The organism is Parasedimentitalea huanghaiensis, from assembly GCF_009753675.1.
Classification (GTDB): Bacteria; Pseudomonadota; Alphaproteobacteria; order Rhodobacterales; family Rhodobacteraceae; genus Parasedimentitalea; species Parasedimentitalea huanghaiensis.
Genome location: NZ_WQLV01000017.1, coordinates 39,348 through 63,391, shown reverse-complemented (window position 1 = coordinate 63,391; position 24,044 = coordinate 39,348). Strand labels below are relative to the sequence as shown.

Genomic DNA, 24,044 nt, shown 5'->3' with positions numbered 1-24,044 from the left:
GAAGCAATAGCACCCAAATTTCCGGGCCCTATTGCTCCTTTCTGCTTATGAACTGTCGAAGACTTACTCTTCAATCATATCCACGCGTGTTGCATGACGCCCGCCTTCGAACTCGGCAGTCAGGAATGCATCCACGATGTCGAGCGCCAGCCCTTCTCCGACCACGCGCACGCCAATCGACAGCATATTGGCATCGTTATGCTGGCGGATCATGCTGGCCGAGAAGGTGTCAGAGCAGACGCCGCACCGGATGCCTTCCACCTTATTTGCTGCCATCATGATTCCCTGACCCGTGCCACACAGGATGATACCAAACCGGCAATCACCAGACGCAACCTGCTGCGCGGCTGCTTTACCATGGATGGGGTAATGTGTGCTTTCAGGCGTGGTTGGTCCAATATCAACCACGTCCCAGCCTTTAGCTGCGATATGATCTGCAACGACCTGTCGGAGCTGAATGGCGGCGTGATCGCTGGAGAGAACGATGCGTTTGCTGTCTGTCATGGGGAAGATGTCCTGTTTCCCAATGCAATTTAGCGTCTTGGCCCAATTGCATCAGGTGATCTTTGTTGTATCAATGTTCCGGTTTTTGGATGGTAGCATAGGCTGCGCAAAGATCTAACCACCGAATGATACAGGCTGGCATAAATCAACCCAGAAAACCGGCCGTCATTTGCATTCGAAATAGGGAAGTGGCGGACCGAGGAGGATTCGAACCCCCGACCCCCTGATTCGTAGTCAGGTACTCTATCCAGCTGAGCTATCGGTCCACTAAGGGCGGGATGTAATCTGAGCGGCGGAAATGAGCAACCCCAAAAACGAATTTAAATGGTGCCATCCCCTTTGGGCAGGCAAACATCAAAAATAGTACCTTCAGGGCCGGTCTGACGCAGGCTGACGGATCCCCCATGGCCCCGGCTCAACTCAGCAGCAATTGCCAGCCCCAACCCCGACCCACCTTTGCGGGCGCCTCCTTGAAACGGAGTGAACAGATTTTCCCGTGCCCGCTTGGGCAGTCCCGGCCCGGTATCACTGATGCTGATCCACCAGGCATCGCCATCTTCAAAGGCCGAGATTGTCACGGTTCCCACATTGCCAGTGGCAGTGATCGCTTGTCGGGCATTGCGCACCAGGTTCATCACAATGCGATAAATCTGTTCGGGGTCGGCGCGCACCACCAGATCCGTCGGAACCTCGCTAACAATGTCGACCTTATCATCGCCCAGCGTCACCCGTTCTGCTTCGACCAGATCATCAACCACTTCGCACAAATTCACCATGGTCAGCGTTGGGGCGGGTTCTTCTGCGCGTCCAAAGGCCAATGTTCCCTCACACAATGACACTGCGCGGGTGATCGAATTCACCAGTTTAGGTGCCAAACGCCGTACCAAGGGGTCTTCGCTCATCTCAATCCGGTCGGTGAACAGCTGTGCCGAGGTCAGGATATTGCGCAGGTCATGGCTAACCTTGGCCACCGCCTCGCCCAATTGCGCCAGCCGTTCCTTTTGCTTTAGCGCCTGGGTTAGTTCTGTCTGCAACTGCAACAAAGCTTCTTCAGCTTCGCGCAGTTCGGTCACACCGGCGCTGGGATGGATAATACCACGGGCGTCTCCGGGGGCAGCAGCATAGCGCTGCATATACCCCACAACAACTTTGATAGGCTTGACCAAAATGGCCCTCACCGCAACAAATAGCAGCAATGCCGTGAAGACCGAAATCACCGCCGACAGCACCAAGATTCGCACCCCGTAATCCAGCATTGCCATCCGTAGCGGCGCGGTCTCCATCGTGACCTCAATCAATAAACCAGCTTCACGCACTGGCGCACCGATTACGCGGACAACCTGATTGCCCGGCGTCACCAGACGGACCAGTGCATCTTTGATCAGAACAAACGGACTCGCCATCCGCAGGTCGTATGTCTCGTCGATGGGTTGCGGGATAGGCGAGGACAACATCAGCTGTCGCATTTCATTGCGGCGCAACACCACGTTGAACACCCCGGCGTTTTCCAGCAGTTCGGCCTCTAGGGCTGTTTCCAGCATATCGTCCGCCAGCAATGCCAGGGATGCGATCTGCGCCCTCTCTAGGCGCGCCAGCAGGTAATCCTCACGAAATCGGGCGATCGACGGCACAAAAATCAGAATTTCTGCCAACATCACGAACACCGTGGTCAGAATCAGAAACCGGCCTGAGAGCGAATTCAGCATTGCGGCCTTTCTGGCTCAGGGAATCCAGCGCTGTACAAACCGGACTGCGCGTTTAACCACCTGACTATCAAAAAGCCGCGGCGAGAAATAGGCCCCAGCTACACGTTTGTTGATCTCGCCAATCGTCGGATAGGGCGCCACCATCGCCGCAATCTGGCTCATCTTCAGGCCGTTGGCCAGAGCCAGCGACCAGGTGCTGATCAACTCGCCCGCCTGGTGCCCAACAATCGACGCCCCAACGGGTCGTCCTTTGGCCACCATCACCTTGATAAACCCTTTGGTCTTACGCTCTGCTAGGGCCCGGTCGTTATGCCGGTAGTCGAATCGGATAACCTCGAGCTTGGCCCCATAGACATCTCGCGCATGACGTTCCGTCATCCCCACCTGCGCCAATTCAGGGTCGGTATAGGTGGTCCAGGGGATATGGTCAGTTTTCACGCGTGATGTCAGCCCAAACAAGACGGATCGTATAATAACCCCCGCTTGATAGCCGGCCACATGAGTGAACTGCATCCCACCCGCCACGTCGCCAATCGCATAGACGCGCTTGTTGCTGGTGCGCAGCTCGTCGTCGACCTGAATACCTGTCCGGTGAGTCGCGATGCCTGCAGCCTCAAGGTTTAAGCGGTCGGTATTGGCTTTGCGTCCAACTGCCATCAACAGATGCGACCCTTTGAAGATGCTCCCATCTTTGGTTTCGACCTCAATTGCCCCAGCCGTGCCGCGCACTTTGCTCACCAGTGCGCCCTCGGCAATCTCGACACCCTCATCGCGAAGACTATCCAGAACAATCTTTGCCAGTTCGGGATCATCTTTGCCCAGCGCTCTTGCAGCTTCGATGACAGTGACTTTGCAGCCCAGTCGGACATGCGCTTGCGCCATTTCCATACCAATCGGACCACCGCCAATGATCAACAGGTGATCTGGCTTTGTCCGCTGATCAAACAGGGTCTCATTTGTCTCGTAAGGTACATCCGCCAGCCCAGGGATAGGCGGCACAAGCGGTGAAGATCCCGTCGCGATCACCACACGACGCGCGGTTATCTTCTGCTCCCCAGCCTGTATCTGTGTTGGAGAGATGAAATGGCCAAACTCCCGGATCACCCTCACGCCAAAACGTTCGAACCGGTCCTGACTGTCCATCGGCTCTATGGATGTAATCACGCCTTGGACATGGTCCATTGCAGCCGCATAGCTCACCTGCGGCACTTGATCTGCTACACCTAAGGCTGCGGTGTTGTTCTGCGCATAAGCGGCCTTGGCACTGGCAAGCAGCGCCTTGGACGGCACACAGCCATAGTTCAGGCAATCGCCGCCCATCTTGTGACCTTCCAGCAGCACCACATTGGCCCCCATCTGGCTGGCACCTGCGGCAACTGACAGCCCACCGGACCCGGCACCAATAACCAGCAGGTCGCATTTGATATCTGTCATCCTCGGGCCTCTTTCTTGCTACGGATCGAATTAATGATGATCGGCAGTGTTGCAAGGGCGCAGAGCGCCAAAATTGGCCCGATGATATGAGGCTCCCACAACAGAGACAGATCCGGATCGCCCCCCCTATCGAACACCTCGCCCAGCCCTACGCCAATCCAGGTAAAGACTATAGCGCCGGGAATGATACCCAGCGCGGTGGTCCACAAAAAGGTTCGAAACCTGACACCAACCAGTGCGGGCAACAAATTGGCGACAAAAAACGGCACCGCAGGCACCAGCCTGATCAGCAGCAGCACCGGCACCTCATTTTCCCGCAGTCCGGTTTTGAACTTTTGCATACGTCCTTCAGATGCCTCCAGCTTCGCCGCCAGCAGGTCGCCCAGCCCCAGCCGCGCTGCCGTAAAAATTGCTGCCGCGCCGATAGTCGCCGCCGAGACGTTGAACAAGGTACCTGCGGCCAGTCCAAACAAGAACCCACCCGTCACCGATGCAACAGCCGCCCCCGGGAGTGAAAAGGCTACGATGGTTATGTAAACTGCAAGGAACAGCACAACGAGGCCCGCAAAATTCTGATCGCGGTATGCCAGCAGCGATTCGCGATTGTCACGCAGGGTGTCAAAGCTCAGATAATCGCGCAGGGTAAAGGCACCGATCACCGCAACCACCAGCACGACCAACAATGGCAGATGGCGCAAAATGGAGCGTTTGGGCGTGTTACTCGTTTCAGTCATTGGTAATTTGGTCTCCGGTTTGTCCCCTGCTATGCTCAAAATGTGGATGAGGCGAGTACAGGTACAGAGAAATCACGGCTCAGTGATCTCAGCCAGCAGATTTGTGAGAATGGTTTCAGTTAGCGGGCTGCGCCCGCCCTTCCTGATGCCGATTGACACAGCAACCTCCGCAAACCATCCTTCAACCCAATCCAAAAAGACAAAAAAATAGCGATCCGACCGAAAACCCACCTCACAGGGTTTGACTCGCCCGCCAATCCCTTCTAATGACCGGGTTCGAGATAGACACCTCGGGGGCTTTTGTATGCCTTCGATTTAATTAGATGGAGACCGGAGCGATGAAACGCACCTTTCAGCCTTCGAACCTGGTTCGTAAACGTCGCCACGGTTTTCGTGCGCGCATGGCCACTAAGGCAGGCCGCAAGATCCTGAATGCACGTCGTGCACACGGCCGCAAAGAGCTGAGCGCATAAACGCGCACTCAGTTTTCTGACGGATTTCAAACCGCCGGAGGCCCCCACGGATGGCATTGCCACCCTTGGGAAACGCCTCCGGCGGTTTCCGTTTGTCCATCACCTCTCAATTGCCATAGGTCAATATGCAGGTACTCTCCAAACGCAGCGAATTCCTTGCTGCTGCCCGCGCCCGTCGGCAAGGCAGCAAAGGCATGATGGTGCAGGGTCGCAATCGCGGCGATGGTGAAGGTATTCGGGTTGGATTTACCTGTTCCAAGAAAGTCGGCAATGCCGTGGCCCGCAATCGTGCCAAACGTCGGCTGCGTGAAGTTGCCCGCTTAAATTTGGCCGAGCATGGCCTGCCCGGCTGGGACTATGTTCTGATCGGACGCGCCAAGGAAACCGCCAATCGGCCTTTTGAAGACCTGCAGGGCGACTTCATTTACGCGTTGAAGAAAATTCACCGCTGATCTCTTTCCTGTTCCTGTTGGCGCCCCTATTTATCCTCTCATGAACCCGCTGGCCTATATCATCGCCCTGCCCGTACGGGCCTATCGGCTGATCTTCAGCCCCTGGGTTGGCTTCAACTGCCGTTATCAACCGACATGTTCGGCCTACGCGCTAGAAGCCCTTGAAAAACACGGTGCGCTAAAGGGCAGCTGGCTGGCCGCCAAACGTATCGGGCGTTGTCACCCCTTAGGACGCGATGGCTATGATCCTGTCCCTGATAAGAACGACCCACCAGAGCCCTAGGCAACACTCCGTTTTAGACGGCGCGCTAAGTTAGTCACTGGTCGCAGCAACTTTTGGCGGTCAAACCACTGAAGGTCGTGAATGTCGGACCGTGAGGGGCGCTGCACGGCTAACGGAGGGTCAACCGCCACTGTCACCAATTCCGGATGACTTTTGCGAAACCAAGAGTAGGCGCCATCAACATGCATCGCGCCGCCACGCGGATCGCCAGCAGGGCGCTGCAGAATCTTCTTTAGGTAGGGCAATGCCTTTACCGCGCACCGTCCGGAAACCCCATAGAAATGCAAACATTCAATTGCAGCATCTGGCGCGACCAGTGCGATTCGCATTCTTTGTTTGAAATCGGGCTTTGGGACCCCCGCTGGCATATGCCCATAGACCATATCCCAATCAATTTGCTTCAAATATCGCGACACCTCTCTGAACCTAAGCGAGAAGTTGTCTGAAAAATCCGCGTCATCTTCTAGCACCAGAAATCGCTTCAAATTCATTGATATCGCTTGTTCCAAAACCCCAATGTGGCTCAGAAAACAGCCACGCGCGCCAATGGATGGAAAGCCAAGCTTGCGTCTGGGTCTGAACGCAGGAAAAAGGCACACGTCCGGGTGCCCCAGCCCCAAGCCCACTGATTTCAGCTGTTGATCAATGTCGATCCGTCGATCTTTGCGATTTGGCAGATTGATGACAAACACTTTGTCAAAGGCATTCAACAATGCGGCGCAGCTTGTTTGCTTTTCACTCATGTTTGGCCTCGCATGTAACGCAGTTGCAAAACCAGAGTACGTAGTCCCCCGAACAGAACGTAGGTCCCATCCGGATAGCGGCCAGTCCCACACGGGTACAGTGCGCCGCATTTCAGGGCACTGCTCGCTTCGGATCACCCGAGCATTCATGGATAAGAGGGTTGGCTCAGTTGCCAGCTAGATGCGCGGCAAACAGATCAAGAAACGCTTGTTTTTCTTTCTTATGCGCCCGCATCTCCTCAACTTCTGCATCAATACTGGTCACCCCACCACCGTCGCCAACAACAACAAGCATGGCCATACCGTATTGCCCGTGCCGATTGCAGCGCAGCCCATAAACGCCCGGTTCGTCGAATTGCACTTCGACCCTCGGCTTGTTGGAAATGGCAACTGGATTTCTGTCCGCAGGCCAAAGTTGTGGCACCGAATGAACGGTGTGCTGACCACGGCTATTCAGAAACACCAGGGCTTCACCTGGCTCAAGCTGAACCAGCGGTGGATCAAAGCGAAACATACCCGTCGCCGCTGTCGCCATCGGGTCAGTAACCTGGTTCACATCGTGTTTCATCGCCTGGGAGAGATCGACAGTGATGTTCTCGGCCAAGACCGGTGCAGCTGCAAACGCCATCAAGAACAGACAAGAGAAAATTCGTTTCATAAGGGTCACCTGAATACGGACACACACGCAGGATTGCACTGCTGTTGCGACTGGCTAGCACAGCCATAAACGGATCGACCTTGCGCTAGCTCAACTCACGCCAACAACAGCAGGGCAGCGTTGTGGAAGTAAGACCTATCCAAGCGGGTTTTTTCTTGGCAAAACGCCCCCCAAACGCTAGGGGGCCGACATGCTTGATACAGACCTTGACGATATCCACCCGCTGTTTGCCGGCGCTCCCTCGACCACCGGGTTCAAAAAGCTGCGCAAGCGCATTGTGCGCTATACCCGCGAGGCGATTGAACAGTACGGTATGATCGAACAAGGTGCCCGCGATCCGGATGCCAAACCGCAGAAGTGGCTGGTCTGCCTGTCTGGCGGTAAAGACAGTTATACCTTGCTGGCAGTCCTGTATGAGCTGAAATGGCGCGGACTACTGCCGGTTGATCTTTTGGCCTGCAATCTGGATCAGGGGCAACCCGGATTTCCGGCAACAGTTTTGCCTGAATTTCTTGAAAAAATGGGTGTGCCGCACCGAATCGAATATCAGGACACCTACAGCGTGGTGATGGACAAAGTTCCAGCTGGTCGCACGTTCTGTGCGCTGTGCTCACGTCTGCGCCGGGGTAACCTGTACCGTGTTGCCCGCGAAGAAGGGTGTTCTGCTGTGGTGCTGGGCCATCACCGGGATGATATTCTGGAAACCTTTTTCATGAACTTGTTCCATGGCGGTCGTTTGGCCACAATGCCTCCCAAGTTGATTAATGAAGAGGGCGATCTGTTTGTTTACAGACCCCTGGCCCATGTCGCCGAGGCTGATTGTGAAAAATTCGCTAATGCGATGAACTATCCAATCATCCCCTGTGATCTGTGTGGCAGTCAGGACGGGTTGCAGCGTCAACAGGTCAAACAGATTCTCGATGGATGGGAATCAAACAGCCCAGGACGCCGCCAAGTGATGTTCCGAGCCCTGATGAATGCCCGCCCTTCGCACCTGTTGGACCCCAAATTATTTGATTTCTTGGGTCTGGAACGAAAAAAATCCGAATCCGATACAAATTTCGACGAAATTCCCGTCCTGCGTTAACGGTCGAGTCAGACCAACGACCCTATTCTCCTATTAGCGCGTAAGGTGCGTTTAGGCGAAAGGTCATTTCATGCTCAATCCGAATTCAGGTCGACTGATGCGAATTCGTAGCAAAATCGCTCCGGTCCTGCTTGGTCCTCCGGTTCTTGCATTTATACCAGCACTGACCCTTGCCATGTTCTGGCTGGGCGGTGAGGTTGCATTGCTGAGTGTCGCACTGGGGCTGCCGATCGTGTTTGCCGCCATGGGTGCTTTTGGCAACTCCAAGATGTCTTACATTCCGCGCGATAGCGTCACAGGCATGTTGTTGCGTGAAGGTTTCGAAATGGAGCTTGAGCGGGTCTACTACGGCACCGATGACACCGGCCTAAGATCCGCCACCTTGGTTTTGGAAATTGACGAATACAAGGAACTGGTCACGCGACATGGCCAATCCGCCGGAGATGCGGCACTACAACGCTGCGGCGAGCGGATCGTTGCGACACTTCGTGATAACGACACCGTTGCCCGGATTGGCGATAGCAAATTCGGAATCTGCCTGATGCCGGTACAACAGCTAGATCTTGAGCTCACCGTGCAACTGGCCGGCCGGTTGCAGGCCGCTCTGGAAGAGCCCATTTCGCTGGATGGGGCCTCGATCTACCTGTCCTGTTCAATTGGCTTCTGCATGCGTAACCGCGCCCCAGGAAACAGCCCCTCTGACTGGCTATCAGCCTCCGCCGCCGCGTTGGGCGATGCTCAACATAACGGGCCATCCGGTATTCGTGCCTATAGCGCCGACATTCACCGCCGCACCAAGGCGCGCAGCGATCTGCGTGAAGATGCCGCCACAGCACTGGAAGGTGGTCAAATTCAGCCCTGGTTCCAGCCGCAGATTTCAACCGATACCGGGAAAGTAACTGGATTTGAGGCATTGGCCCGCTGGTCGCACCCTGTACATGGCATGATCCCGCCCTCCACCTTCCTGCCTGCCTTGGAAGAAGCTGGATTGATGGAACGTCTCAGCCAGGTGATGCTGTATCACGCGCTGACCGCTCTTAAGGCCTGGGATGCCGCCGGAGTGGATGTCCCTACCGTTGGTGTCAACTTCGCCACTGATGAATTGCAGAACCCTGGTCTGGTGGACCGCGTCAAATGGGAAATGGAACGGTTTGACCTGGCCCCGGAACGGCTCTCGGTAGAAATCCTTGAAACTGTGGTCAGCGATTCCCCCGATGATGTGATCACCCGCAATATCTCTGGCCTCGGAACTCTGGGCTGCCAGATTGATCTGGATGACTTCGGCACAGGCCATGCCTCTATTGCCTCGGTGCGCCGCTTCAACATCTCGCGTATCAAAATTGACCGGTCTTTTGTGATGAAGGCTGATCGCGACCCGGAACAGCAAAAACTGATCGGTGCCATTCTGACAATGGCCGAGCGGCTGGAGCTGGAAACCCTGGCCGAAGGTGTGGAAACCGTGGGCGAACATGCGCTGCTGGCGCAGCTTGGCTGTGACCATGTGCAGGGCTTTGGCATTGGTCGCCCGATGCCATTTGACCAGACATTGGACTGGATCACTGCCCATCAGGCAAAACTGCAGGACGCCCCTGCAATTGGCAAACAGCGCAGCTAACAGCGGCTGAATTTACCAATTGGGGCGTATTGACGCCCCGATCCTCCCGAATCTGCTTGACCTTTGGGGTCCATCTCTGTTGAACCACACCCTGTCATTCCCTGTACAAGGTGGCAGTCCCAAATGGACGACCAGAACAAAAATTTAATACTCGCGACCGTCCTCAGCTTTTTGGTGATTCTTGGTTGGTATACCTTTTTCCCACCACCAGAGCCGGCGCCCGTCGTAGAACCTGCGGTGAACGAAACCGTGGCAACTGGCGATACCGCCGGCGCCCCGGTTGCTGGTGGCGCTGCAGCTACTGATGCCGCCGCGACGGCACAGATTGCCGAAGCCGAAGCGCCCAAGGCACCCCGTATCGACATCGACACACCTCGCCTTTCCGGCAGCATCTCGCTGCAGGGTGGCCGCATTGATGATTTGTCGCTGAAAGATTACCGAGTCTCGATCGAAGATGACGCTGAAATCGTCAAAATGCTGTCCCCAGTGGGAGAGCCGGGCGCTTACTACGCGCTCTATGGCTGGGCTCCGGGTGCAGGTCTAGCACCGGACGAGGTTCCGGGTGCCAATACCATCTGGCAGCCACAGGGCGACAACACGCTGACGCCAGACACCCCGGTCACCATGACCTGGGACAATGGCAAGGGCCTGACCTTCTCGCGCACCATCGCCATCGACGAAGACTATATGTTTGAAGTCACCCAATCGGTTGAAAACACCTCGGGCAACACCGTTGCACTGGCGCCCTACGGCACCCTTGCGCGTCACGGTGAGCCGGCAGAGTTGAAGAACTTCTTCATCCTGCACGAAGGTGTTGTTGGCATGGCCGATGGCGAGCTGACGGAAACCGATTACAGCAGCATGCCTGATTTCGACGTGGACCCACGCGAAGGCAAGGCTGAGGTCACCCAGGTTGCCGAAAGCGGCTGGATTGGCTTCACCGATCACTTCTGGATGTCGACACTGATCCCTGAATCGGGCCAAGCGTTCAAATCTATCGCCAAATACGATGACCGCCGCGATATCTATCAAACAGATATCGTGCTGCCGACTGTCACCCTTGCAGCAGGCCAATCTTCCGAAGTCACCACACAGCTGTTTGCCGGCGCCAAGGAATGGGCCACCATCCGCGAATACGAAGCAGGTGGCGTTTCTGGGTTCATCGACAGCATCGACTGGGGCTGGTTCTTTATGCTGACCAAGCCGATCTTCTGGTTGCTGCACAACCTGAACCAACTGATTGGCAACATGGGTTGGTCGATCATCGGCCTGACCCTGATCATCAAGGCAATCCTTTTCCCGCTGGCCTACAAATCCTACGTCTCAATGGCGAAGATGAAGGAACTGCAGCCGCAGATGGAAGAGCTGAAGAAGAAAGCTGGCGACGACCGTCAGGCCATTCAGAAAGGCATGATGGAGCTGTACAAGAAGGAAAAGGTAAACCCCGCTGCGGGCTGCCTGCCGATCTTGCTGCAGATCCCGATCTTCTTCTCGCTGTATAAGGTGATTTTTGTCACAATCGAACTGCGTCACGCTCCGTTCTTTGGTCCCTTCCAGGATCTGAGTGCCCCTGACCCAACCTCGATCATGAACTTCTTTGGCTGGTTGCCTTGGGCAGGCCCCGAACCCGGCACCATTGTTGCCTTGGTCTTTATCGGCATCCTGCCTTTGTTGCTCGGCATCTCGATGTTCCTGCAGCAAAAGCTGAACCCAGCCCCAACGGATCCAACCCAGCAGATGATCTTTGCCTGGATGCCGTGGGTGTTCATGTTCATGCTGGGCGGGTTTGCGTCGGGTCTGGTTGTCTACTGGATCGCCAACAACACGATCACGTTCACACAGCAATATCTAATCATGCGCAGTCAGGGTTATACCCCAGACATTTTCGGCAATATCAAGTCGGGCTTTAAGAAAACGCCTAAGACGGATAAAAAATGACAAGCAAAGTTGCACAGATGTGGCGGCACCCGATCAAAGGGATCGGGGCCGAACCACTTACAGAGGTCCGCCTGAATGAAGGCGGGCCTTTGCCGTTGGATAGAGCCTGGGCCTTATTGACCGGGAAAGCCACGGATACTGGCGCGTGGCAGCATTGCCGCAACTTCGCTCGTGGCTGTTTCGGACCAGAACTGATGGCTGTAACTGCTGTCACGGATGGTGACCTGATCACGCTGAGACATCCTAAACAGGATGATCTCACCATCGATCCCTCTGCGGACAGCGCCAAGCTGGTCGACTGGATCACATCGATCTATCCCTCCGAACGTCCTGCCCCCCATACGCTGATCAAATCACCCGACGGCGGTATGGCGGACGCAGATGTTCCGGCAATCTCCATCATGTCCCTGGCGTCGCTGAACGCACTGGGGGACAAACTTGGTCAAAACCTTGATCCCCGCCGGCTTCGCGGAAATCTCTGGATTGACGGCTCCACTCCTTTCGAAGAATTTGACTGGGTGGACCAAGAGTTGAAGATTGGTGGTGCCCGCCTAAAGGTGATCGACCGGATCACTCGTTGCCGTGCCACCGAAGCCAACCCGGACACAGGCGAGCGCGACGCCAACACACTCAAGGCCCTGCGTGAACACTGGGGTCATACTGATTTCGGCATTCTTGCCGTCGTCCAAAATGATGGTGATGTCGCCCTTGGCGACACACTCGAGGTGCTCTGATGCAAATCCAATTTACCCTGGCCGAAACGCCCGACGACTTCACAACGGAAAAGGGCCGCAAAATGTTTGCCGGCGAATCCGAGTTTGTCAAAGGCGTTGTGGCCATGTCCGGCCTGCCACCAGCCGACCGGATGGAGGTCTGTTTTGCAGGCCGTTCCAATGTTGGCAAATCCAGCCTGATCAACGCGCTGACCGGCACCAAAGGTCTGGCACGGGCGTCGAACACGCCAGGCCGCACGCAGGAAATCAACTATTTCACCCAGGGGCCTGACCACTATCTGGTCGACCTTCCCGGCTATGGCTATGCCAACGCGCCGCTGCCGGTGGTCGAAAAGTGGCAACGCCTGCTGAAACAATATCTGTCCGGCCGCCAAACTTTGCGCCGGGCCTTCGTGCTGATTGACGCACGCCACGGTGTCAAACCAGTGGACGAAGAGATCATGTCGCTGCTCGACAGTTCCGCTGTGACGTTCCAGTGCGTGCTGACCAAGGCCGATAAGGTCAAAGACAAAGACATGGCACGGATGCTGGATCAGGTACGCAGCAAGCTGGCAAACCACCCGGCCGCCTATCCCGAAATGGTGCTGACCTCCTCCGAAAAGGGCGATGGCATTGCCACCCTGCGTTCGATCATCGTTGGCTTGGTCTAACCTGTGAGGCGCTTGCTGTCATATCTGGTGTTGGTGGCAATCATGCTGGCCGGGATGATCCCGGCTGGCTGGATGCCTGCAACCAGTTCTAACGGCAAAGTACTGCTGGTAATCTGTACCACAGACGGCACACAAGAACAGTGGGTTGATCTGGGTGGAGACACGGCCCCCGCCGAACAGATGGACGATCGCAGCTGCCCATTCTTTTCTCTGACGACGGCCGCTCTGATCCCTGTGTCAGACCCGGCTCTGACACTTGGCACATTCCTTGCCGCCCGCTGGGACGACCAACCCTTTACCCATTACACCGCCGGGTTTCACTGGCGTTACGATGCCCGCGGCCCGCCCGCACTCTCCTGATTTTCTGAACATTCCAATACCTTTTTGTCCGGCGTCCAAGGCGACCGGCACCTGTTCCGATATGGAGAGATCATCCAATGGCAACCGACAGCCAAACCACGGGCCCTGCCCGATCGCTATCTGAAAAATTCTACTTCACCGTCTGGCGCTGGCACTTTTATGCTGGCCTATATGTTATCCCCTTCCTGATCATGCTGGCGGTCACCGGATTGGTGATGATGTATATCGCGGTTTTCTCGGGCCGTGATGGAGAGCATATTTCCGTGACCCCAACAGGGGTTGCGCTCAGTCTTGAGCAACAATCACAGGCAGCCCTTAGCGCCCTGCCTGACGCCACGCTGGTGGAATGGATCGGCACAGCACAAGCAGATCGTGCCTCGGTGTTCCGGGTCAAATCCGAAGGCACTCAGCATCTGGTCGCAGTAAATCCCTATGATGCCACAGTGATCGATTCCTGGGTGCGCCAGGCTGGTTGGTACGACTTCGCCAACGACATTCACGGCACCCTTCTGATCGGGGACACCGGCGATCGTTTGATTGAAATTGCCGCTGGATTGGGCATCGTTCTGGTCCTGACAGGCCTGTACCTTTGGTGGCCCCGCACAACCGGGCTGCGCACCGTTCTGGTCCCGGATCTGGCGGCCCGTGGTCGCGCGCTTTGGAAAAGCCTGCACGCAGTGACGGGTTTCTACATCTCAGTGGTCTTGGTGTTGTTCCTGCTCTCCGGACTGTCCTGGACTGGCATTTGGGGCGAAAAACTTGTGCAGGCCTGGAGCAGCTTCCCAGCCGAGAAATGGGAGAACGTGCCGCTGTCCGACGACACTCACGCCAATATGAACCATGGCGCGATCAAGGATGTTCCCTGGGCGCTGGAACAGACCCTGATGCCCGAGTCTGGCTCTGATGCTGGCATAGAAGGCCTGCCCGCAGATGTGCCCGCCACAGTCGATAGCATTGCCATGCTGGGGCGCGCGCTTGGCTATGAAGGCCGGTTCCGGATTAACTTTCCCAGTGGCGAAACAGGTGTCTGGACCCTTAGCCAGGATAGCATGAGCAATGACAGCGATTGCCCGACCTGTGACCGGACTGTTCACATTGATCAGCACACCGGCAAGATCCTCGCCGATGTTGGCTTTGCTGACTATTCGTTGATGGGTAAAAGCATGGCCGTTGGGATTGCCCTGCACGAAGGCGACATGGGGTTGTGGAACCTTATCCTGAACACTGTGTTCTGCCTGTCAGTGATCTTTGTCTCCGTGTCAGGCGTGGTGATGTGGATCAAACGTCGGCCCTCTGGCGCCGGCCGTCTTGCCGCCCCTCCGGCACCAGCGGACCTTCCGCTTTGGAAAGGCGCTGCACTGATCTGCGTCGTCACCTCGCTGGCCTTCCCCTTGGTTGGCCTGACCTTGCTGGCTGTACTGGCCTTTGAAGTGCTGATCCTGGGCACCATCCCAGCCGTAAAACGCGCATTGTCATAAAAGAAACACCGGGGCCCAGCTTGAACAACAAGCTGGGCCCCGTTTTCAAATTACCCGGTTCTGCTTTCAACCTAGACGTGCTGCGCTCCATTCACCTCAATCTCGGCACCAGAGATGTAGGAACTGTCGTTTGAGCACAGGAAGAAGATCGCGGCTGCGACTTCCTCTGGCTGGCCCAAACGCTGCATTGGCAACTTCCTGACGATTTTGTCTGTGCCTGGCGATAGAATCGCAGTTTCCACCTCTCCTGGCGCAATCGCATTGACCCGCACGCCAAGCGGGCCAAAGTCATGTGCCATTTCGCGCGTCAGCGCCGCCAGCGCGGCCTTGGAGGTGGCATAAGCCGCCCCAGCGAATGGATGCACCCGACTGCCCGCGATTGACGTCACGTTGACAACTGAACCTTTGGCGGCGGCCAGTTCGTCTTTTAACCCGCGTGCCAGCACGACGGATGCAAAGAAGTTGACGTGGAACACCTTGCCCCAGTCCATCAGATCGGTGTCCAGCGTACTCAACCGCTCGCCATTTGGGCCTTTGGGTGAAATCCCGGCGTTGTTGACCAGCGCATCCAGCGGCCCGTCCAGCAGGTCCTGAATGACTCCCACCGCATTGATGGTGCCTGCCGGATCGCCCAGATCAACCTGTACGTGGTTTTCCTGTCCGCCCCCCCAGGGGCATTCCACGGGGAACGGATGGCGCGAGCAGGTGATCACGCGCCAGCCTTCGCTATTAAAGCGGCGCACGGTGGCATGTCCTATGCCCCGGCTGGCTCCGGTCAGCAACATTGTCTTTTGGCGCATTAGCCGGTCCTCAGCTTTGAATTTCCAGCCAACCCTATCACTGCGGCCCCCAGCTGCAACGCTACACTTGGCAGCGACGGCAGAACCGCGTAACAGAAACCGTCAAAGGGACCCCAAGCGATGAAGAAACAGCATATGAACCGCGATTGGATTGCCACCGCCGCCACATTGTCCAGCGCACTGCCTTACTTGCAGCGCTACGATGGGGCTATTGTCGTCGTCAAACTTGGCGGTCACGCCATGGGCAGCGACGAAGCAATGGATACTTTTGCCCGTGACATGGTTCTGCTGCGACAAGTCGGCGTAAACCCGGTGATCGTTCATGGCGGGGGGCCAATGATCAACGCCATGCTGGACAAGCTGGAAATCAAATCCGAGTTTGTGGGTGGTAAGCGCGTCACCGACAAAGCCACCATGGAAGTGGTGGAAATGGTCTTGTCCGGTCTGGTCAATAAACGCATTGTTCAGGCGATCAACCGTCAGGGTGGTATGGGTGTTGGGCTGTCCGGCAAGGATGCTAACCTGATCACCTGTGATCAGACCAATCCTGATCTGGGTTTTGTTGGCACCCCGGCAAACATGGATGCCTCGGTTCTGCATCACCTGTTTGAAAAGGACATGATCCCGGTGATTGCCCCAATTGGTGCAGGTCGCGACGGAGAGACATTCAACATCAACGGTGACACTGCCGCAGGCGCAGTGGCCTCTGCGCTCAAGGCGGACCGGTTGCTGCTCCTGACGGATGTCGCCGGTGTTAAAAATGCCGAGGGCGATGTGGTCACGGAGCTGAAAGCCACAGATGTGGAAGCAATGACCCGCAGTGGTGTCATTGCCGGTGGCATGATCCCCAAAACCGAAACTGCTTTGCAGGCCGTTCGCAACGGTGTGCGGGCCTGTACCATCGTGGATGGACGCGTCCAGAACTCGGTCCTGCTGGAGCTGTTTACACTCCACGGCGCTGGATCGATGATCCGGCCTGACTAGTACAGAAAGGCGGGGTTTACGCCCCGCCCTTAGCTGCAACCTGACAGCAACGTGTATTATCCGGACTTGCGTTTGACTTTCATATGCGCCTTTCTGAATGCATGGAAAACGAAACCACACTCCGTCTTGGCATCTTCTTGGGGCTGTTTGCAGTATTTGCCTGCGCCGAGCACCTGGCCCCGCGCCGCGCCCGCCAGCAGCCACGCGCCAACCGTTGGTTCACCAACCTCTCAATCACGGTTCTCAACACACTGACCCTGCGCGCGGTTGCATTTGGGCTGCCCTTACTCGCCGTCGGGGCGGCACTGGATGCACAGACAAAGGCCTGGGGCCTGTTCAATGCGGTTGAACTGCCTGTCTGGCTTGAATTCACCCTTGCTGTGCTGTTCCTAGACTTTGCAATCTGGCTGCAACATCTGATCACCCACAAGGTTCCGCTGCTGTGGCGCCTGCACCGGGTGCACCACGCTGACCTTGATATGGATGTCACCACCGCCGTTCGGTTTCACCCGGCGGAAATTGCGCTGTCCATGGTGCTGAAGATTGGGTTGATCTACCTGTTGGGTCCAACAGCAATCGCCGTGGTCGTGTTTGAAATCCTGCTCAATGGTACGGCCTTGTTCAACCATTCCAACCTGCATCTTCCGCTGACGATGGATCGTTTGGTGCGTTTGGTTCTGGTCACGCCCGACATGCACCGCGTTCACCACTCAACCCGTCGCACCGAGCACGACAGCAACTATGGGTTTGCCCTGTCCATTTGGGACAAGATGTTTGGAACCTATGTTTCGCAGCCAAAAGAGGGGCACGACGCGATGAAGGTCGGTTTGCAATGGCGCGATGATCAACCCACCAATCTATGGTGGAGCCTCTGCCTACCCTTTCGTCGCAAATGACCTTTGAGGAAATTGAGGCCGCGATTGCACCACATGGGCTGATCCTGATGGGTGGGCTTCATCCCAGTGACTGCCAATATGGGAAAACCATTGTTCTGCTTGGCACAGGTGAAAACTTTTGGCCCTGCTTTACGACATCGGCTGAGTATCTCGATGGTCAGGCAGATCCGGTTGACCGATGGTCGGCACGGGTCATCGGTCAGCTTGCAAGAAAGTTGAACGCCACATGCAGTTTCCCCTCGAACGGGCCACCCTACCCGCCCTTTATTCAATGGGCTCTTCAGTCGGGACGGGCCTTCACATCACCAACCAAAATGCTGGTGCACGATCAGGTGGGAATGCTGATTTCGTATCGCGGCACGTTGCATTTTGATACCAAACTCGACATTCCAGCACCTCCTCTCATCCACTCCCCTTGCGACAGTTGCGTGGCAAAGCCCTGCTTGACCAGTTGCCCGGTGAACGCAATGGTTGACGGAGGCCCCTATGAACTGGCAGTTTGTCATGACTATCTGGACACGGCAGACGGCACAGAGTGCCTGTCCCGTGGCTGCCTTGCCAGACGGGCGTGCCCGCTAAGCGATGGCGCCAAACGACTATTCGACCAAACCGCACATCATATGAGGTACTTTCACGCGCGATGACTTGTACTCTGATTCTCACCCGCCACGCCAAATCTGCATGGGACACATCCGCGCCCAGCGATCATGCCCGCCCTTTGAACAAGCGGGGGCGCCAGTCAGCTACAGCATTAGGGCTGTGGTTAAAGCAAAACGGGCATGTGCCTGATCAGGTGATTTCCTCCCCATCCCAGCGCACACGCGAAACCTATGAACGGATGGACTTGGGCGCGCCAGCGGTGTTTGTAGAGCGGTTGTACCACGCAAATGCCGACATCATTCTACAGGTTCTCAGAGAGGCAGAACGCCCCTGCACCATGATACTCGCGCATAATCCCGGTATCGGCTCGTTTGCACGCGAAATTGCAAAACTTGCTCCGGACCATCCGCGGTTCTTCAACTACCCGACCGGAGCAACTTCGGTTGTTCAGTTTGATATTGATAGCTGGAGTGAGCTGGACTGGAACAGCGGGCACCTAGTGGACTTTATAGTACCGCGCGAGCTGGAAGCCGCCTGACCGAAGCCCAACACTGCTTGAAATACCCAGATCTCTTCTGTTATGCGACCCGTGACAGTCCTGGAGATTTTATGTCCCGTTGAATTTGGGGCCAATGTTGGTCCCTGTATCGCTTATCAAAATACCACCCGCCGATCACTGGCAGGTGAATTGCTGAGTGTACCCATCTCATAGATTCAAGACATGTTGCCCCTGTGGCAATCTCTAAAGGATACTCTGACAATGATCAGACCCTACCACCCCAACGACAAAACCGCTGTGCTTTCTATCTGGCGCGAATCCAGTAGTCTGGCTCATCCGTTTCTAACGCATGACCAGCTGGATCAGGCTGAGGCAATGATACGCGACCATTTTCTGGATATTGCGGAAACCTACATTGCTGTCAGCGATGACCAAGCCGTTGGCTTTATCGCACTCATGGAAAATGAGGTCGGTGGCCTGTTTGTAAGGCCGAGCCATCATGGGAAGCGTATTGGCAAAGCCCTGATGGACAAGGCTGTAGACCTGAAAGGGGAACTGCGGCTCGAAGTCTTTACGGACAACCCCATTGGGCGCCGCTTTTACCAGAGCTACGGTTTTGTTGAAGGCATCGAAAAGATGGATCCCTTCTTTGGTCACAAGGTGCTGGAACTGATGTTCACGCCAAGCTGACCCAACACAACGAAAAAGGCCCCCGGTTTTCCGGGGGCCGATTTATTAGAAACAGATTTGGTTTAGTGACCTAGAATCTGGCTCAGGAACAGCTTGGTGCGTTCGCTTTGTGGGTTGTTGAAGAACTCTTCTGGTTCGTTCTGCTCCACAATCTGACCCGCATCCATAAAGATAACGCGGTTCGCCACCTGACGGGCAAAGCCCATCTCGTGGGTCACGCAGAGCATGGTCATGCCTTCTTCTGCGAGTTCGATCATGGTGTCGAGCACCTCTTTGATCATCTCAGGGTCCAGCGCAGAAGTTGGTTCATCAAACAACATGATCCGCGGCTTCATGCACAGCGAGCGGGCAATCGCAACACGCTGCTGCTGACCACCAGACAACTGACCGGGGTACTTACCAGCCTGTTCGGGGATCTTCACCTTCTCAAGGAAGTGCATCGCCGTTTCTTCAGCTTCTTTCTTAGGTGTCTTACGCACCCAGATCGGAGCCAAAGTCAGGTTTTCCAGGATCGTCAGATGCGGGAACAGGTTAAAGTGCTGAAACACCATCCCCACTTCACGGCGGATCTTGTCGATGTTTTTCAGATCGTTCGACAGAACGGTCCCATCCACAGTGATCTTGCCCTGCTGGTGTTCTTCCAGCGCGTTCAGGCAGCGGATCAGGGTTGATTTCCCCGAGCCCGAAGGCCCGGCGATCACAATCCGTTCGCCTTGGTTGACGGTCAGGTTGATGTCACGCAGCACGTGAAACGACCCGTACCACTTGTTCATGGCATTGATATCGATCGCGATCTCATCAGAGACCTCCATCTTGGAACGATCGATAGTGCGAGAAGTAGCAAGTTCAGACATGTGTTGAACTCCTTAACGATGGCCAGTCTGAAGCTTACGCTCCAGATACATGGAATAACGAGACATGGAAAAACAGAAGACAAAGAACATCAGCGCGATAAACCCGTAGATTTCCCACACGACACCGTTCCACTCTGCATTTGCGCGAATACCGTTGGACAGTCCCAGAGGATCCAACAGGCCAATCACCGACACCAGCGTGGTGTCTTTGAACAGCCCGATAAAGGTACTTACAATCCCCGGAATAGAGATTTTCAGCGCCTGCGGCATGATGATCAGCCGCTGAGCCTGCCAATAATTAAGGCCCAGGCTGTCTGCACCCTCATATTGTCCAGTGGGAAGCGCGGCCAAACCACCCCGGATCACTTCGGCCATATAGGCGGAGGCAAACAGGGTGGCCATGATGATGACCCGCATAATGATGTCAAAGTTGGTTCCCGGAGGCATAAAGATGTTCAGCAAGGTCGACGCAACAAACAGCAGCGTGATCAGCGGAACACCCCGAATGAATTCAATGAATCCAACACATAGTGCCTTGACGATCAGAAGATCGGACTGACGACCCAGCGCCAGTACCACACCAATCGGCAGCGAAAAGCCAATCGCAACAACGCCGATAGTCAATGACAGCATCATGCCACCAAACTTACGACTGCCAACTGCTTCCATACCAATCGGAATGATATTGAAGACAAATTCGGCAATCGGCCCCATCAGGAACAGCCACCAAACAACAGCAACAATAACCGCCGCAATCAGCGCAATCAGCTCGCTCATCTTGTCTAAGATGAACCGATACGCTGCGTAAGCAATGACAAATCCAGCCAGAACCATCAGGGGAACCCAGATAGATCCGCCCCATAGCAACCAAGGCATCAGGAACGGATACAAGCCAGTGAACCAGATCAACTTGGCTGGCACTTGATCGGAAAACAGCACCGGAGAAAGCGCCACGCCCAGCAGAATGAAGGCTGCGATAGGCCGCCAGTAATGTTCAGGCGGGTAGAACCCCATGAACAGCTGAACCCAACGGTCATTGATTACCCCCCAGCACGCGCCGGAGAAATGGCCTTCACGACCGAGATCATGCAGGATTTCACGACAGCCGGCCAGCGAGGTTGCATTCCAGGTTGGCGACCAGGCCCAAGGCAGCAGTGCTGCCAGAACATAGTAGATAGCCAAAATGGAAAACACTGTCAGGGCTGAGTTCATGGCGCCTGAAAACAGGTTGTGCTTTGCCCAGCCCAGGGCTCCAACTTCAGAGGCTGGCGGATCCTGTTCCGGCAGCATTTCTGTGCGAACAAATGAAATATCGCTCATATTACCGCTCCACCATTTTGACGCGATTGTTGTACATGTTCATCACCGCTGAAATGCTCAGACTGATGGCCAGGTAAATCAACATCGTCAACAGAACCGTCTCCAGCTCGCGGCCGGTCTGGTTCAATGTAATACCCATCAAGGTTCCCGTAAGATCCATATACCCCACCGCAATCGCCAGAGAGCTGTTTTTGGTCAGGTTCAGATAGTTCGAAATCATCGGAGGGACGATCACGCGTAGCGCTTGTGGCAGGATCACCAGTTTCATAGTCCGGTTTGGACGTAGTCCCAGCGCCGCTGCGGCCTCACTCTGACCGTGATCGATGGCCATGATACCGGCCCGTACGATTTCAGCGATGAAAGCTGCTGTGTACAGGGACAATGCCAACCAAAGTGCGATCAACGAGTTCCGGAAGTGTGTGCCACCTTTAAAGTTAAAGCCCTTCAGCTCGGGGTATCCCAAGTGAAAGCCCAAAACATACAGCAGGACAGCTGTCGGAACGACAATCAAACCAAGGCGCACATGCCAGGTCTTTGGACGATCCCCAGTCAATTCCTGAATCTTGTCCGCCCGCTTGCGGAACCACGAAGCCCCCCACAGGCTTGCACCCAACACAAGCATCAAGGCCAGCAAATCCAGGCTGACATCAAACCGCATGCTGGCGGCACCAAACAGGTGTACATCGCCCAATGTGTTCGTAAACAGAGGTTCGGGGACATAGACACCACGGTTGGTCACAGCCACGCTATCGTTGAGCATCATTTCTGACGCCGGGTTTTCCCCTTTGAACGCGCGTGGTGCAGGCATGGTTTCGATCATGATTGCCATAACAAAAACGATCCATAGCAACACAGGCACGTTGCGGAAGGTTTCCACGTAGATCATCATCAGTTTTGAAACGACCCAGTTGCTGGACAGGCGCAGAACACCGATCGCCACACCCAGAATGGTCGCAGTAATACAGCCAAGCAGGGCCACCACCAGCGTATTCAGCAAGCCAACAAAGGCAGCACGCAGGTGGGTATCTTGTGAATTATATTCCAGCAGGCGCTGGTTGATGTCGTAGCCAGCCGGTTCACTTAGGAATCGAAAGCTTGGCTCTTTACCAAGGTCAGCCAGGTTTTGTGCGGTATTACCGAAAAGCCAGCCCAGTAGAAGGAGAAATCCGATCAGAGCAATGATCTGGATGGTCATCGACCTGTACCGCGTGTCGTAGATCAGCTGGGACAGCCGAAACGACTCCTGCGGTGGGTCCGAGAGAGTTGTCATGTTTTATGATCCCCGTGACTCCCTCGATCTTATCCGGGTGAGGTTTCCCCCCACTCCTGTTGATCGAGTTCGTATTGCAGATAGGAAAAGGGCGCAGGGGTTACCTGCGCCCTTAACCTTGCGGTTCTTAGCGGAACGGAGGCGAGTACAGCAGGCCGCCGTTTGTCCACTGTGCGTTCAGGCCACGTGCCAGACCAACAGGAGTTTCTTCACCGATGTTCGAGGAGAAGATCTCACCGTAGTTACCACCAGCCATGATTGCGCTTTTAGCCCAGTCAGCGTCCAGACCCATCATTTCGCCCAGTGTGCCTTCGGAGCCCAGCAGACGGTTGATTTCAGGGTTGTTGGAGCCAGCAGACACTTCAGCGATGTTTGCCGATGTCACACCCAGCTCTTCAGCCGAAACCAGAGCATTCAGTGTCCAGCGAACAACGTCGCCCCACTCGTGGTCGCCATGGCGAACCAGCGGGCCGAGAGGCTCCTTGGAGATGATTTCTGGCAGCAGAACGTGGCCAGCCGGATCGTCAAATGTGGCGCGTGTTGCAGCCAGACCCGAAGCGTCGGTTGTGTACACGTCGCAAGCACCGGCAAGGTACTGCTGCTGTGCTTCAGCGTTGGTTTCGATTGGAACCGGCTCGTAGCTGATGTTGTTGGCGCGGAAGAAGTCGGCCAGGTTCAGCTCGGTTGTGGTACCAGTCTGGATACAAACGGTTGCGCCGTCCAGTTCCTTGGCCGAGGAAACACCCAAATCCTTTGGAACCATGAAGCCCTGGCCGTCATAGTAGTTTACGCCAGTGAATTCGAACTTCAGGTCGACATCGCGCGAGAAGGTCCATGTGGTGTTACGGGCCAGCATGTCGATTTCGCCAGAAGCCAGCGCGGTGAAGCGTGTCTTACCAGTGGTTGGAACAAACTCAACAGCCTTGGAGTCACCCAGAACCGCAGCAGCAACGGCACGGCAGATGGAAACATCAAAGCCAGCCCATTCGCCATTGGCGTCTGGAGCAGCAAAACCAACCAGACCGGTGGTGACGCCGCAGTTCAGTGTGCCGCGAGCCTTGACGTCGTCAAGTGTGCCAGCGGCGGCTGCGCCAGCAGCCAGGCCGGCTACAGTCAGCGCACCTAAAAGTACAGTCTTTTTCATTTTTTACCTCTTCCTGATATTCCCGCCTTAGATGGCGGTTTATTTCCCGACACCAGCAATGTCGAAAATGAGTGTGAACTAGGGTATTTCCCCAATTCGTTGCTAACTTTGGGCTTATTCATCAACAAACGTCAAGTG

Annotated in this window: 25 protein-coding genes, 1 tRNA gene and 1 pseudogene; 15 read left to right on the top strand and 12 right to left on the bottom strand. The window is 55.6% G+C overall.

Annotated features, from left to right (window positions below; translation table 11 throughout):
* Positions 1-63: 63 nt before the first annotated feature.
* The 5 genes from rpiB to GO984_RS20390 form a co-directional block, all read right to left on the bottom strand.
* Positions 64-504, bottom strand: coding sequence for a ribose 5-phosphate isomerase B (gene rpiB, locus GO984_RS20410; RefSeq protein WP_138163992.1), 441 nt, complete (start codon positions 502-504; stop codon positions 64-66).
* 189 nt (positions 505-693) lie between these two features.
* Positions 694-770: transfer RNA gene (locus GO984_RS20405), tRNA-Arg, on the bottom strand.
* Between the two features lie 54 nt (positions 771-824).
* Positions 825-2,210: a sensor histidine kinase gene (locus GO984_RS20400; protein ID WP_157024409.1), complete on the bottom strand. Its 1,386-nt coding sequence runs from the start codon at positions 2,208-2,210 to the stop codon at positions 825-827.
* A gap of 15 nt (positions 2,211-2,225) precedes the next feature.
* Complete coding sequence (locus tag GO984_RS20395; protein WP_157024408.1) at positions 2,226-3,644, bottom strand: dihydrolipoyl dehydrogenase family protein; 1,419 nt, start codon at positions 3,642-3,644, stop codon at positions 2,226-2,228.
* A complete protein-coding gene (locus GO984_RS20390; protein ID WP_138163989.1) occupies positions 3,641-4,378 on the bottom strand; it encodes a TVP38/TMEM64 family protein in 738 nt (245 codons plus the stop codon). Before GO984_RS20390 ends, GO984_RS20395 begins: the two co-directional genes overlap by 4 nt.
* Positions 4,379-4,716: 338 nt before the next feature.
* Between GO984_RS20390 and rpmH the strand changes: the two genes are divergently transcribed.
* The 3 genes and pseudogenes from rpmH to yidD all read left to right on the top strand — a co-directional run bounded on the left by rpmH (position 4,717) and on the right by yidD (position 5,586).
* Positions 4,717-4,851 carry a 50S ribosomal protein L34 gene (gene rpmH / locus GO984_RS20385; protein ID WP_127747158.1) on the top strand — a complete coding sequence of 45 codons (135 nt, stop codon included), beginning with the start codon at positions 4,717-4,719 and terminating at the stop codon, positions 4,849-4,851.
* A 16-nt stretch (positions 4,852-4,867) separates the two neighbouring features.
* Positions 4,868-5,303: pseudogene (gene rnpA, locus GO984_RS20380) on the top strand (ribonuclease P protein component).
* A gap of 40 nt (positions 5,304-5,343) precedes the next feature.
* Positions 5,344-5,586: a membrane protein insertion efficiency factor YidD gene (yidD, locus tag GO984_RS20375; RefSeq protein WP_157024406.1), complete on the top strand. Its 243-nt coding sequence runs from the start codon at positions 5,344-5,346 to the stop codon at positions 5,584-5,586.
* Here yidD and GO984_RS20370 read toward each other — a convergent pair.
* Positions 5,583-6,329 carry a glycosyltransferase family 25 protein gene (locus GO984_RS20370; RefSeq protein ID WP_167740442.1) on the bottom strand — a complete coding sequence of 249 codons (747 nt, stop codon included), beginning with the start codon at positions 6,327-6,329 and terminating at the stop codon, positions 5,583-5,585. The two genes, yidD and GO984_RS20370, sit on opposite strands and share 4 nt — an antisense overlap.
* Before the next feature lie 166 nt (positions 6,330-6,495).
* A complete protein-coding gene (locus tag GO984_RS20365) occupies positions 6,496-6,987 on the bottom strand; it encodes a plastocyanin/azurin family copper-binding protein (protein ID WP_157024404.1) in 492 nt (163 codons plus the stop codon).
* 190 nt (positions 6,988-7,177) lie between these two features.
* On the opposite strand from GO984_RS20365, the gene ttcA reads away from it, so the two are divergent.
* From ttcA to GO984_RS20330, 7 genes are all read left to right on the top strand, one after another.
* Positions 7,178-8,074, top strand: coding sequence for a tRNA 2-thiocytidine(32) synthetase TtcA (gene ttcA, locus GO984_RS20360; RefSeq protein WP_157024403.1), 897 nt, complete (start codon positions 7,178-7,180; stop codon positions 8,072-8,074).
* Between the two features lie 97 nt (positions 8,075-8,171).
* Complete coding sequence (locus GO984_RS20355) at positions 8,172-9,689, top strand: putative bifunctional diguanylate cyclase/phosphodiesterase (RefSeq protein WP_245231194.1); 1,518 nt, start codon at positions 8,172-8,174, stop codon at positions 9,687-9,689.
* A 123-nt stretch (positions 9,690-9,812) separates the two neighbouring features.
* Positions 9,813-11,627: a membrane protein insertase YidC gene (gene yidC / locus GO984_RS20350; protein ID WP_157024401.1), complete on the top strand. Its 1,815-nt coding sequence runs from the start codon at positions 9,813-9,815 to the stop codon at positions 11,625-11,627.
* Positions 11,624-12,361 (top strand): MOSC domain-containing protein, encoded by a 738-nt coding sequence (locus GO984_RS20345; RefSeq protein ID WP_157024400.1) that lies wholly within the window; start codon positions 11,624-11,626, stop codon positions 12,359-12,361. The genes yidC and GO984_RS20345 overlap by 4 nt, the downstream gene beginning before the upstream one ends.
* Complete coding sequence (yihA, locus tag GO984_RS20340) at positions 12,361-13,011, top strand: ribosome biogenesis GTP-binding protein YihA/YsxC (RefSeq protein WP_157024399.1); 651 nt, start codon at positions 12,361-12,363, stop codon at positions 13,009-13,011. Before GO984_RS20345 ends, yihA begins: the two co-directional genes overlap by 1 nt.
* A 15-nt stretch (positions 13,012-13,026) precedes the next feature.
* Complete coding sequence (locus GO984_RS20335) at positions 13,027-13,371, top strand: DUF2946 family protein (RefSeq protein WP_157024440.1); 345 nt, start codon at positions 13,027-13,029, stop codon at positions 13,369-13,371.
* 77 nt (positions 13,372-13,448) lie between these two features.
* On the top strand, positions 13,449-14,849 hold the full coding sequence (locus GO984_RS20330; protein WP_157024398.1) for a PepSY-associated TM helix domain-containing protein: 1,401 nt from the start codon (positions 13,449-13,451) through the stop codon (positions 14,847-14,849).
* 71 nt (positions 14,850-14,920) lie between these two features.
* Here the strand turns inward: GO984_RS20330 and GO984_RS20325 are convergent, their stop codons facing one another.
* Positions 14,921-15,649, bottom strand: a complete 729-nt coding sequence (locus GO984_RS20325) for an SDR family NAD(P)-dependent oxidoreductase (protein ID WP_157024397.1) — start codon at positions 15,647-15,649, stop codon at positions 14,921-14,923.
* Positions 15,650-15,769: 120 nt separating this feature from the next.
* On the opposite strand from GO984_RS20325, the gene argB reads away from it, so the two are divergent.
* From argB to GO984_RS20300, 5 genes are all read left to right on the top strand, one after another.
* The gene (gene argB / locus GO984_RS20320; RefSeq protein WP_157024396.1) at positions 15,770-16,633 is read left to right on the top strand and encodes an acetylglutamate kinase; all 864 of its coding nucleotides are present in this window, start codon (positions 15,770-15,772) and stop codon (positions 16,631-16,633) included.
* A 101-nt stretch (positions 16,634-16,734) separates the two neighbouring features.
* Positions 16,735-17,529, top strand: coding sequence for a sterol desaturase family protein (locus GO984_RS20315; RefSeq protein WP_157024395.1), 795 nt, complete (start codon positions 16,735-16,737; stop codon positions 17,527-17,529).
* Complete coding sequence (locus GO984_RS20310) at positions 17,526-18,173, top strand: ferredoxin (RefSeq protein WP_209279445.1); 648 nt, start codon at positions 17,526-17,528, stop codon at positions 18,171-18,173. Before GO984_RS20315 ends, GO984_RS20310 begins: the two co-directional genes overlap by 4 nt.
* Positions 18,170-18,667, top strand: coding sequence for a SixA phosphatase family protein (locus GO984_RS20305; protein WP_157024393.1), 498 nt, complete (start codon positions 18,170-18,172; stop codon positions 18,665-18,667). Before GO984_RS20310 ends, GO984_RS20305 begins: the two co-directional genes overlap by 4 nt.
* A 222-nt stretch (positions 18,668-18,889) precedes the next feature.
* The gene (locus GO984_RS20300) at positions 18,890-19,318 is read left to right on the top strand and encodes a GNAT family N-acetyltransferase (RefSeq protein WP_138163973.1); all 429 of its coding nucleotides are present in this window, start codon (positions 18,890-18,892) and stop codon (positions 19,316-19,318) included.
* A 62-nt stretch (positions 19,319-19,380) separates the two neighbouring features.
* Here the strand turns inward: GO984_RS20300 and GO984_RS20295 are convergent, their stop codons facing one another.
* The 4 genes from GO984_RS20295 to GO984_RS20280 all read right to left on the bottom strand — a co-directional run bounded on the left by GO984_RS20295 (position 19,381) and on the right by GO984_RS20280 (position 23,906).
* The gene (locus GO984_RS20295) at positions 19,381-20,172 is read right to left on the bottom strand and encodes an amino acid ABC transporter ATP-binding protein (protein ID WP_138163972.1); all 792 of its coding nucleotides are present in this window, start codon (positions 20,170-20,172) and stop codon (positions 19,381-19,383) included.
* A gap of 12 nt (positions 20,173-20,184) precedes the next feature.
* Entirely contained in the window at positions 20,185-21,492 is a 1,308-nt protein-coding gene (locus tag GO984_RS20290; protein WP_157024392.1) for an amino acid ABC transporter permease, read from the bottom strand.
* Position 21,493: 1 nt separating this feature from the next.
* Positions 21,494-22,762, bottom strand: coding sequence for an amino acid ABC transporter permease (locus GO984_RS20285; RefSeq protein WP_157024391.1), 1,269 nt, complete (start codon positions 22,760-22,762; stop codon positions 21,494-21,496).
* Positions 22,763-22,889: 127 nt separating this feature from the next.
* The gene (locus GO984_RS20280; protein WP_157024390.1) at positions 22,890-23,906 is read right to left on the bottom strand and encodes an amino acid ABC transporter substrate-binding protein; all 1,017 of its coding nucleotides are present in this window, start codon (positions 23,904-23,906) and stop codon (positions 22,890-22,892) included.
* Between the last annotated feature and the right edge of the window lie 138 nt (positions 23,907-24,044).